Origin of the sequence: Actinospica durhamensis (assembly GCF_018139695.1) — a bacterium.
GTDB classification, from domain to species: Bacteria; Actinomycetota; Actinomycetes; order Streptomycetales; family Catenulisporaceae; genus Actinospica; species Actinospica durhamensis.
Genome location: NZ_JAGSOG010000273.1, coordinates 1 through 11,283, shown reverse-complemented (window position 1 = coordinate 11,283; position 11,283 = coordinate 1). Strand labels below are relative to the sequence as shown.

The 11,283-nt window shown below is 67.4% G+C and carries 9 protein-coding genes; 3 read left to right on the top strand and 6 right to left on the bottom strand.

The annotated features are described in order from the left end of the window. Nucleotides 1-250: 250 nt before the first annotated feature. From KDL01_RS33680 to KDL01_RS33665, 4 genes are all read right to left on the bottom strand, one after another. Complete coding sequence (locus KDL01_RS33680; RefSeq protein WP_212532736.1) at nucleotides 251-538, bottom strand: hypothetical protein; 288 nt, start codon at nucleotides 536-538, stop codon at nucleotides 251-253. Between the two features lie 80 nt (nucleotides 539-618). Further along, a complete protein-coding gene (locus KDL01_RS33675; RefSeq protein WP_212532735.1) occupies nucleotides 619-3,891 on the bottom strand; it encodes an AfsR/SARP family transcriptional regulator in 3,273 nt (1,090 codons plus the stop codon). A 111-nt stretch (nucleotides 3,892-4,002) separates the two neighbouring features. After that, a complete protein-coding gene (locus tag KDL01_RS44020) occupies nucleotides 4,003-4,344 on the bottom strand; it encodes a barstar family protein (RefSeq protein WP_368861702.1) in 342 nt (113 codons plus the stop codon). 309 nt (nucleotides 4,345-4,653) lie between these two features. Next, nucleotides 4,654-4,914, bottom strand: coding sequence for a hypothetical protein (locus KDL01_RS33665; protein ID WP_212532733.1), 261 nt, complete (start codon nucleotides 4,912-4,914; stop codon nucleotides 4,654-4,656). A 202-nt stretch (nucleotides 4,915-5,116) separates the two neighbouring features. Between KDL01_RS33665 and KDL01_RS33660 the strand changes: the two genes are divergently transcribed. Continuing rightward, nucleotides 5,117-6,562, top strand: a complete 1,446-nt coding sequence (locus tag KDL01_RS33660) for a recombinase family protein (RefSeq protein ID WP_212532732.1) — start codon at nucleotides 5,117-5,119, stop codon at nucleotides 6,560-6,562. Between the two features lie 419 nt (nucleotides 6,563-6,981). On the opposite strand, the gene KDL01_RS33655 is transcribed toward KDL01_RS33660, so the two are convergent. Both KDL01_RS33655 and KDL01_RS33650 read right to left on the bottom strand, forming a co-directional pair. Continuing rightward, nucleotides 6,982-8,385: a replication initiator gene (locus tag KDL01_RS33655; protein ID WP_212532731.1), complete on the bottom strand. Its 1,404-nt coding sequence runs from the start codon at nucleotides 8,383-8,385 to the stop codon at nucleotides 6,982-6,984. 947 nt (nucleotides 8,386-9,332) lie between these two features. After that, a complete protein-coding gene (locus KDL01_RS33650; RefSeq protein ID WP_212532730.1) occupies nucleotides 9,333-10,121 on the bottom strand; it encodes a helix-turn-helix domain-containing protein in 789 nt (262 codons plus the stop codon). Between the two features lie 140 nt (nucleotides 10,122-10,261). Between KDL01_RS33650 and KDL01_RS33645 the strand changes: the two genes are divergently transcribed. Together KDL01_RS33645 and KDL01_RS33640 are read left to right on the top strand one after the other, a co-directional pair. Beyond that, the gene (locus KDL01_RS33645; protein ID WP_212532729.1) at nucleotides 10,262-10,867 is read left to right on the top strand and encodes a hypothetical protein; all 606 of its coding nucleotides are present in this window, start codon (nucleotides 10,262-10,264) and stop codon (nucleotides 10,865-10,867) included. After that, on the top strand, nucleotides 10,779-11,283 hold a 505-nt coding region (locus KDL01_RS33640), incomplete at its 3' end, for an ATP-binding protein (protein WP_212532728.1). The genes KDL01_RS33645 and KDL01_RS33640, both read left to right, overlap by 89 nt.

The following is an 11,283-nucleotide window of genomic DNA, read 5'->3' as shown; positions in this document are numbered from 1 at the left end:
CGAACCTCGCAGTCGCCCGGTGACAGACGATCTACACTCATGACAGCCGCGCCCCACATGCACGAGCACGAACACGCTCGGTCACGCCACCCAACCTGAGCAGCACCAAATCGTTGGCGGATTCTCATAGATCATCGATGTTATGCAGCGGCACGAACGCTAGACCTCGATGGAGGGCGAAGGGCGGCAAACACCATGCTTGTGACCTGAGCGCGACGCGTGCGAAGCCGGACCGTAATTACGGGGTCGCTCACGGCGTCTGTCGGGGCGATCCTGCTTCGCTACGCCACGCTGGGTAGAGCAGGGTCATCTCCTGCCAGGCCGAACAGGTATCACCGGATCCGACGCGCATGAGTCCGTCAAGCTCGGCCAAATCGGCATCCGTGGAGCCTGCCAGCAGTTGCTCCCAGAGCGCGGCTGCTGACCGACCGGCAGACCACGCCGCGCCGTGACTCGCCTCCATGCGCTTGAAGTAGCGGGCCATCGCGTGAACGAACCTGGGGTAGTCAATGCCGGTCATGAGGTCCTCCGCGCTCATGATGCCGCTGTCACCGGCCCTCGTTCCACCAATATCGGTCCGCGATTCAGGCACCGGGTTTGGGCAGCCGGTCTCGGCCGTCAGCAGAGGTATGCCTGAGCTCTGGCCGCGTCGAGCGCGGATCCCATGCGTGTATAGAGTTCGACCGCTTCTCGCACGTGCGCGCTGCCTGATGCCCGGTCGCCGGATTCCAGTTCGCATCGGCCGAGCCCGAGAAGCGCAGCTGCTTCCTCGACCCGGTGACGGTACTTGCGGACGACTTCGATGACCTCGCGATAGTGAATGAGGGCGGCGCCCGCTCCGTCACGGGCATAGACCAGAGCGCACAGACCCACTCGGGCTTCTGCCACGCAGTGCATGAACCCGCCGCGCAGGCTGCTCTCGAGTCCCTGTTGCAGTTCCTTCTCCGCCTCGGTGAACTCTCCCAGCGCGATGTGCACGTACGCGATGTTCGGGCGTACGAAGCTCTCGACGTAGAGGTTCCCGCTGTCGGTGGCGAGGCGCAGGGCGGTCTCCAGCAGGGTCATCGCGCCGTCGAGGTCATCCTGCCAGAGCCGGATTCGGCCGAGTTCGCCGTAGGTGTAGCCCATGCCGACGGCGAAACCCATGGTGACGAACGCCTGCAGGGCCCGCTTGAGATACTCGGTGGCCTCGGCGTACCGGCCGCGCCGCATATGGAGCCGGCCGAGTTCCAGTTCGACGTTCGCCGTGCCGTTAATCGAACCCTGAAGCGCAGCCAGGGCCCTAATGAGGGTGAGTTCGACGTCGTCGAACCTGCCCAAGGCAAGCTGCGCGTGACTTAGATGCAGCAGCCCGTCGCCGGCGGCGAAGTCGTTGCCGACCGCGGGGCTGATTTCGAGGATTCGCGCGCAGATCTCTACGGTGTCCTCGAATCTCCCGCTCTGGCTGGCGGTAATGGCCAGGACACTGAGGATCTGGATCTCATCGCCGGTGTTGCCCATGTCGCGCGCGATCTCGGTCGCCTGCTGGGCGTAGCTGAACGCGCGGTCGGTATCGGCTGATGTGAACGCCCAGGCGAGAACCCTCAGCGCGCGTACTTCGCCGATCCGGTCACCGGTTTCTCGAGAGATCGCGAGGGCGCGCTCCAGGGCGGCCTCTGCATCGGACAGCTCGCCGAGGTTGCTGCAGAGGTTGCCCAACGCGCGGAGCGCACGTGCCTCCGCCGTGCGATCGTGGATGGCACGCGCCACCTCAGCGGCGGCGGCTTGAATTTCTATCGCTCGCCGCCAAGGGCCGTAGGTCTTCAAATAGGCCGCGAGGTCTGCCGAGAGCTTGAGCCGGCGGTTCGGGTCGAGCCCCTCGTCACCGAAGACGACGAAGAGGCTCTCCCTCTCCGCCCCGAACCAGGCCTTCGCATCCGCCTTGTTCGTAAGCCCGGCCGCGTGGCAGGCGCTGGAGTCGTGGTCCGCGGCATTTCCCAGCCACAAATCGTTCGCGAGAGTCGCCGTCTCCAGGTAGAAGTCCAGCAGGCGACCGCGCGCGGCCTCGTTCTCCTGCGGATCGAGCCCACGGGCCCGGACACGTGCATAAGCCCGGAGCAGGTCGTGCAGGCGGTACCTGGCCAGCTCGTGCTGGATCAGCAGGCTGTGATCGAGCAGCGATTCGAGCTGCCGCTCGGCGTCGGCGACGTCGGTGTCCTGCAGGGCGGCCGCGGCATAGGCGTCGAAGTCGGGGCCGGGGATGAGGCCGAGCCGCGCGAACAGCTGTTGCTGGTGCTCCGGCAGCACGTCGAGAGAGGAGGCGAAGACGCGGGTGATGTCCCGGTCGTCGTCTTTCAACTGGGCGAGCGGGTTGTCTTCGGTGCGCAGGGCGGCGAGCAGCGATGCGGGCGAGAGCTTCGGGCGGTGGCGCAGGCGGGCACCGAGGATCCTGATGGCCAGGGGGAGTCTTCCGCACGCCTGCGCGAGCGCCGGGGCCGCCGGGTCGTTCTCGTCCACCCGGCCGGGGCCGGCCGACTGGCTGAGTAGGGCGACGGCCTCGTCCCGGGGGAGTGCGTCGAGGCTCAGGAACTCGGCGTCGTCCAGGCCGGTGAGTGGGCTGCGGCTGGTCACGATGACGAGGCAGCCGGGTTCGGCCGGGATGAGCGGTTTGACCTGCGCCGGGTTGCGGGCGTTGTCCAGCACGATCAGGGTCCTGGTACCGGCCAGGTGTGAGCGGTAGAGCGCGGAGCGGGCCTGCAGCTCCTGCGGGATCGCCTTGGGCTCCAGACCGATCGAGCGAAGCATGAAGTCGAGCGCATCCTGCGGGGTGACCGGGTCGAGGTCGGCCGAGTGACCGTGCAGGTCGATGAACAGCTGGCCGTCGGGGTACTGCTCGGCCAGGCGGTGGGCGGCCCGGACGGCCAGAGCCGTCTTGCCGATGCCGCCCATTCCGTTGATGGCGGAGATGACGACGGTGGGGGACGACTCCTCGCTCTCCTCGGCCGTCCCGAGGCGCGCGGCGCCGATCAAGGAGTGCAGCTCTGCCTCCCGACCGGTGAACGCCCGGGTGTCGGCGGGAAGTTGGCGCGCGGGCTTACGGATCGGCAACGCTACGAGGCCTGCTGGCGCCGTGCTGAAGGATTGACCACCGGCCGGTTGCGCGCTCGGCAGCGCCAGACCGAGGTCGCAGCGCAGGATCTTGGTGTGCAGCTCGCGCACGCTCTCGCCCGGTTCCACGCCGAACTCCGCGGTGACGCTGCGGCGCAGGTCGCGGTAGACCTCGAGGGCTTCGGGCTGCCGACCGACGCGGTAGAGGGCGAGCATGAGCTGGGCGTGGAACGCCTCGCGCCAGGGATGCCGACTGATCAGGCCGCGCAGTTCGCCGATGACCTCGCCGTGCCGGGCCAGGTGCAGGTCGGCCTCGATCCGGCCCTGGAGCGCGAGGATCCGCTCCTCGCCCAACTGCTGGATCGTCGGATACGACTGGAGCGCGGGGACGTCGGCCAGCGGCTCGCCGCGCCACAGCTCGAGCGCCGCGGCGTACTCCCGCGCGGAGCCCGCCCAGTCGCCGATCTGCGCGGCCTGGGCCCCGGCGGCGCGGTGCCTTGCGAAGACCGCGGTGTCGAGCTCGCCGGATTCGACGTCGATGACGTATCCGGGCGGCACCGCCCTGATCCGGCCGGCGTGCGGGCCGAGGGCTTTGCGCAGCCGCATCATCTGGTTGTAGAGCGAGGTGGCGGCCGCGACGCGGGGCCGGTCGCCCCACAGCAGTTCGGTCAGCTGGTCAGTCGAGACGACCTGGTTGGGGCTCAGCAGCAGGGCCGCGAGGAGGGTACGGCGCAGCGTCCCATTGATCTCCAGCGGGCCTTCCTCACCGCTGACCAGAACCGGACCCAGCACGGCGTACCGCACGAACGAACCCTCCACCCACCATGCGACGCCCGCGTTCGTCGCGGCGCCGGCGGAATGCCGCTTCGAGAATATGCCGCACCAGGCATGGTAGTAGCGCGCGGCGGAGTCAATTCACTCATACGATGCGGTGAAGCCTCCCGCATGCGAGCTCAGCGAGCGCTCCGGGTCCTGGTACTCGCCCAGGATTTTGCGGAGCAGTCCCGCATCGCGCGGAAGGCGCGCGGCGAGCTCGGCCCATCCGGTGAACACGATCCGGTCCGGCCTCTCGACGAGTCCCGTGATGGAATCCCAGAAGGCATCCCAGTTCATACCGTAGAAGTCGGGGAAGCCGAGCTGCTGCTTGAGCACGCGGTGAAGGTCTGCGGTTGTCCGGACATCTCCCAGGGGGATCGTGACGTCCGTAGGCGGAGGCTCGGAGTTCTGCGCACCGAAGTCCTCTCGATCACGATCCACGGTCTCGGATGGGCACTCCGAGCCGAGGATCCGCCACCTGGTATGCGGCGAAGACCTCGAGGAACGCAGCCAGCGTCGCTCGTCGCTCGGAGGGTCCACCGCGTCCCAGTCGGAGTCGTCGAAGCCGTATCCGACGGTCCTGCTGCACATCTCCATGAGGGGACGCAGATTCGCCCGCCACACCCAACCGTGGGCGATGACGGGCGTTCCGCTCGGCTCTCCGGCCAAAGTCGCTCCCGATGTCAATCCGCCGCGGTCAGCCAGACTCAGCAGCTTCGGGCCCCGCGCGCATTCTCCCGGCCACCTGCGCTATCGAACGTCGAGTGTCTCAGGGGGCGGCCATTCGGCGGCGGGTTCGTCGCGGAACGTGTAGATCTCCAGCCACGTGATGTACCCGGCGTCCACGAACAGCATCAATCCGCCGTAGCCGCCGTCGAACTGCGCCTCGGCGACGGGGCGGCCGGACACCGGCGAGGGCGCAGCCGATGCTCGATCGACGTCGATCGCCACCGTGCGGCAACCACAGCCGCATCCCCCGACGATCGAGGCATGCGGCAGTTGCGCGAGCAACTCCGATCTGCTGGGCTTTCCCGCGGGAAGCAGAGCTTCTGAGCCCGACGACGTCTGCAGGCAGCGGCTTGCGATCAGCCATCGATGTTCGCGATGGCGGTCAGGCAGTTGCCCCCAGACGTCCTCGCCGGAGTCACTCCGCCGCGGCCAAGCCGACCGGGCAGGCCACACCGGTCCCTACCAGCGTAGTAAAATGTGACCTATGCGGAAAGTCGGAATCTACTGCCGGATCAGCCAGGACAGGACTGGCGCCGGACTCGGTGTGGCTCGGCAGGAAGCAGACTGTCGAGCCCTGGTGGAACGGCGCGGCTGGACCGTCGCCGACGTGTATGCGGACAACGACGTGAGCGCCTACTCGGGTAAGCGACGACCGCAGTGGGAACGGATGCTGGAAGACATCCGTAATGGGTTCATCGATGCGGTCGTGTGCTGGCATATCGACCGCCTCACGCGGACGCCGTTGGAGCTCGAAGGCGTGATAGCCCTGGCCGAGCGGCACGGCGTGGAGCTTGCGACCGTGACGGGTGAAATCGACCTGGCTACGCCGTCCGGCAAGATGGTGGCCCGCATGCTCGGCGCGGCCGCGCGCGGGGAAGCCGAGCACAAGGCCGAGCGCCAGGCGCGCCAGCGCCGCCAGAACGCCGAGATGGGAAAGGTTTCCGGTGGGGGAGCGCGGCCATACGGGTACGCCGAAGACCGGGTGACGATCGTTGAGGACGAGGCCGACATCATCCGGGAGGTAGCCAAGCGGATGCTGCTCGGCGAGTCGCAGTCAAGCATCTGCCGCGATCTCGAAGAGCGCGACGTGCGTACGCCGAAAGGCGGCTACTGGAAGCCGACGACGCTGCGGCGTCTGATGGCCTCAGCCCGGATCAGCGGCAGGCGCGAGCACACACCTCGGAAGTCATTCGAAACCACCCGGCCGCTGCTCGGTGAAATCGTGGCCGACGCCGTCTGGCCCGAGATCATCACCGTGGAGCAGTCCGACCAGTTGCGCGCGCTGCTGTCAGACCCTGACCGGGCCGCCCTCTTTGCGCACCCGACGGGGCGCACGTATCTGCTCTCAGGCATTCTCACGTGCGCCAAGCCGAAGGATGACGGAACGCTGTGCGGCTGGCGGATGTCCGGCCGCCCGAAGTCAGGCACACCGCGCTACGTCTGCCATAACACGCCTGGCTCACCTGCGTGTGGAGGCACGGCCACCGTCGCCAGTCGCACGGACGAGCATGTCCGGGACATGATTCTGACCGCGCTGGCCTCACCTGAGATGCTGCACCAGCTCACTACGAAGAACGACCAGGACACTGGGCTAGCCGCGCTGATCGCTGAGGATGAGAAGGACCTGGCGGAACTCGCGGTCATGGCCGCCAAGAAGCAGATCACCCGCGCCGAGTGGATGGCAGCGCGGACCGTCGTGGAGAAGCGACTTGAGGAGAACCGTGCCAAGCAGGTCCGCCAGACCGGCGCGCCCATGCTGCTCGGATTCATCGGCACGTTCGAGGACATGACACAGCGCTGGAAGAAGTCTCTCAACGACTCCCAGCGCCGCGCCATCGTCGCGGCCACCGTCCACAAGATCAACGTCTATCCAGCCGACCCGCGCAAGAAGTGGGACCCGGACCGCTTCGAGTTCGATTGGGTGGCCTAACTAGGGTCGTTACATCGGCGCCCGCGCCGACGGCCAACGCTTGGAACGTCTGCCGCCAGCTCGAAGATCCTCGCCACCCGACGGAGGACAGTGAGATCTTCGATGACTGGCGGCAGACCTTGCTTTGCCCGCGACGCCGCAACGCGCGCACGCAATTCAGGATCGACCATGGCCGACCCCCGCCACGAAGCACCCGCCACCTACGGTAGTGATCTTGCCGCCGGGTAAGGTCCCTGCGGGGCTCAACGACACGCGGTCGGCCCCCAGCCCACTGACACAGGCTCGGCGGCAAGACCGGCGATGATCTTGCGTCCGGGTAAGGCCGCTGCGCGACTCAACATTTACGGCGCCTGACTCCCAGCCCGGCCGGCCACGCTCGGCGACGAGACGAACGGCGCTGCTCACCGCGTTGCACTTCGTCACGCCGCCCACCCCCGACCCTCGGAAGGCAGGTCCGCGAGCGCGTCCCGCGCGAGCTGCCGGGCTTCCTGCCGGTCCTCACGCAGTTCCGCCGCCCACTCCTCGAGCAATGGGGAGCCGAACCCGTGACCGACGTAGCTGAAATGCGACTCGGTGACCGTGGCGGAGGTATCCACGCCGCGCTGCGCGGCCATGAACTCAGCCCGCACCGCCCGCAGATCCTTGAACGTCACCGAGAACCCGCGCGACGCCGTCACCACCCGGCCCCGGTAGCCGAGGGTGTGACACCACGCCCGCGTACGCATGCGCGCGAGATCCGCCACCCGCCCGAGATCCCACGCCGCATACATCAGCGCCCGCACGTGAGCGTTCCGGCCCAGCTCCGCGATCCGCGAACGGTGCCGGACCACGACATCCGCGCCCCCGACATCTTCGGTGCCCTTGGTCACGTACTTTGCGAGATACGCCGCGACGTGTTCGGGAGAAAACCCGTTCCCGGTGAAGTCCACCACCTCGGCATCGTGTTGCGTGCCGAACCGGAACACCCGCTCACCGGCCGCCGCCGAGGCCACCCGCACCGTCGTGACCTCGATAGCCGATCCCAACGCCGCACACAGCAACTCACCCGACGCCCACGCCGGGACACGAGAGCCGGGACCGTCCGGACCGTCCAGACGCATCACCACGTGAAAATGGATCGCACCGCGCGCCTGATACTCCGCCACCCGCAGATACTCAATCCGCACCCGTTTGCGCACACCCGCACGCGACAAACCCGCCGTACGCGCGAGATGGTGATAGAGGTTGTCCGTCAACGCCTTCCACGCCCGCGACGCGAGCGCGTTAAACAGCACCTGGCCCGGATAGTCGTAGCACTCCGGACACAGCGGAGAGCCCGCCACCTCATCGCCCGGATCATGTACCACCGTGCAAAACCGCGCCCGACCGTGCGCGCAGGACGAGCGCTTCTTGCCCGGCGGGTGACACACCGCGCTCTTATCGCCCGGCTTCGCCACCCGATGCACCGCCCCGAACGACGGCGCCGTGAGCGTGACGAACACCAACGGGTTACCCGTCACCGACGCAGGCACACCCTTGCCCCCGACGATCCCAGCGAGCACCCGCTGATACGCATCACCCTGGTACAACCGGGCGCACGACGGGCAGCGCGAGGAGCGCCGGTTCCCGCACCGCACCAGGATCACACCCAATGGCAGATCAGCCGTCGAGAACGCCGAGACCACATCCCCCGACACGGCATCACGCCGCACCGACGAACCCCGCAACTGAACCGGAGCTACACAGTTCCCAACATCAGTAAGCTGACGAACCACACCCGCACGATCAGGATGCGCCGCCTGCTGCTCGAAAAACCGCCGGGCCTCCGGCTCCAGACCCGGCACATCAAGGCCCGCCCCGATCCGATCCAGGAACGACAGCCCGCTCGAAACCCCGTGCGCCCCGTTGTGATTCCTAGAACTTCCGGACCCACTCACAGAAGCTGAAGTAGACACGCATTTCACTAGCCCCTCTCCCCGCAGGCACCTCACGGCCCCACGGTCACACCGACATCACCCTCTCAAGCGGGGTCGTTACACCCGCTGTTCGCCTGCACTCCCGTTTCGACAAGACGCCGCACCCCGCGACACCTCAGACCACGACCATACGCCCACCACGCCCCACACACCAGCGAATATCACCACCCGTCACAACGCCGTGACGACACCACGCAGCAGCCCGCACGACCCGCCTCCGGCGGATCTCCGCGCCACGCCCCGCGCCGAAGCGTCGAATCTGTCCTGTACTTGTTCAAGAAAGGGGGCGGGGCGCCTGCGGCGCCCCGCCCCCGCCGGACCGTCCGGGCGCTTCGCGCCCGCGCGGCGTGCGGCGCTAAGGCGCCGACCGCGCGACGCGGCACCCGGCCGGACCGGCGAACCCGGGGCACACGCGCACAGCCCGATGAACAACCTGGGCAGCCTTCACGCTGCTGGGGAGGCTGCCGGATTGCAAGGACAATGGACCCGAGCTGGCGGGCGGCGGTTGCCCGCCGCCCGCCAGCGCCTTGCGCATGCGGCGCTGGGGCGCCGTTCGCGGCGCACGGTCGGCGGACAACCGCCACCCACACCCGGACCGAACCAGCAGCCCGACGCACCCCAGCGTGTGAAAAACCCCGCGTGCCCACCAGGGCCGCCCGCCGGCCCCACCACGGCGCACCGGCTCACGCACAGCTCACAGCCCGCTGACGGCGCCGCGGTGGCGCCGGCCGCCGACCCTCGCGAGCCCTTCAGAATCCAGCACGGTCACGGTCCCTTCCGACGTCTCGGCCAGAGCCAGGAGCGACCAATGTCGTTCAGGCGTAAGCGGGCCGGGCGACATCCCACAGGGCGTCAACATGCGCAGCGTACGAGGCGAACAGGCCGGAGGGTCCCGACCGCTTCAGCCGATATGTGGGGCTGTCATGCCCGACAGCCGCTGCCACGTGCGTGCAGACAACCATCTGGGCGTCGAAGGCCCAGACCGAGAGGCTGATGTGGCGGTCCGAGAAGCGAACTTCGATACCCGGTACGTCTCGCAGCGGCTCCAACTCGCTGAGACTGATCGAGATGCGCGAGCGAACGGTGAGCGGCACGCCTTCAACCTGCTCGCGCGACTGTGTGACCTCGCTGTCTGGATCACCCAGCAGAAATCGGATTCTCGCGCCGGACTCGGCTTTGGCCCGGAGGGTGTCACGAAGCCCTGGAACCGTCAGCCAGAGGAAGTAGCTCGTGTAACCGGCGAACACAAGCTCATGAGAAGCCTCGTTGACCAGCTCGGTCCAGACGGGGGACGGCAGGGCCGAACGCGTCGGATAGGCAGCTTGGATCTCTCTGAGACCCGGTGAGCGCCGGGCTGCCTCCTTCAAGGATGACCAAATCACGTCGGGCTCCGTTCCCAGGGCTTTCGCCGCAGCCTGTCGCTGGCGAGGGTGCGGCGTCCGTCGATCATCGTTGAGCCAGCGATCAATTGTCTTCACGTCAACCTCGCAGACCTCGGCCAGCGCCTGGCGCGTAAGCCGAGCGGCCTCCATCGCCGCCTGGAGGGCTTGATTAGCCACGGGGACCTCTTCCGTCGGACGCTTGGGACGAATCTGATGGTACATCAGACGTTCCAAAACGTCCCGAGAACGGCGTTCAGACGTCCTGGCGGGCACAACACGATGTAGTCACCACATTACGGGGCGCCGCAGGCGCAAGCGATGCAGGCTATCCAATTGATGTCGTTAGGCTATTGGGATTCATAATGGGCGAGAACGCCTCGAAGTACGTTGTCGTGGAGAGTGCTTACGCGACCTCTCCCAGCTATGGGTCCTTGTTCGGGCGCCCTCGCGAGCTCTGGGACGTCAGTTTCCTGCCACCCGATGCGCCGACCCGGGCAAAGGTGTTGCGCCTGAGCGAAGGCGCACGCCAGCAGGCAGTCAGTGAGCTGGGCGTGCTGCTCGCCGATTATCTCAAGCCCGAAGACTGCCAATCCCTCGCCACAGTATCCGGACGAGTCGCCGAGTGGATGGCCCAGACCAGCGTCACCCGCACCATCACCGTACGTGTCGCATGCGAGGGCTCACGCGCCATCGTCATGCTGTGGGACAACGGCTTGAGTCTGCCGACCCTGCTCGGAGGTCCCGACCACTTCGACGTGATGGCCTACGCCGTCGAGCACGGTGTCTCGTGCGTCACGGCGTGGTTCATCGACGGTCTCCGCGTTGTGCACCTCGCCTACGAGGCGACGCCACCAGCGGCGGACACTTCCGGGAGTCTCCATGACCACCGTAACGACGAACGAGGCGAGCCACAGCATCGACGTGGGCGCGCTGCCCAGCGCACCCTCACTCGCCCGGAGGTTTATTAGGAAACTGATGCACGCGTGGGGTCTCGCCGACCAAACCGAGGCCGTGGACGCTGCCGAACTCCTGATCTCAGAAATCACCACGAACGCGGTACGCGCAACCGGCCGCCCCGAAGGTCCCACCGAGGCTGAACCCGGTGAGACCGTCGCCACCATTCGACTCCGCGCCCGCCTGACCGAGGCCGGGCTCGTCGTCGAGGTATGGGACAACAGCCCTGACCAGCCTGCACTCGGATGCTCCGCAGACAACCAGGAAAGCGGACGAGGCCTGTTCCTGGTCAACGCCCTCGCCGCTGAATGGGGCTGCGCCAAGGAAACGCTCCCGCCCCAGGAGACCCCCGGCAAAGCCGTCTGGTTCCGACTCGCACTCAGGCCCACCCGCCCAGCCGTACCCGCCCAACGCCCCACGGCGCAGCCAC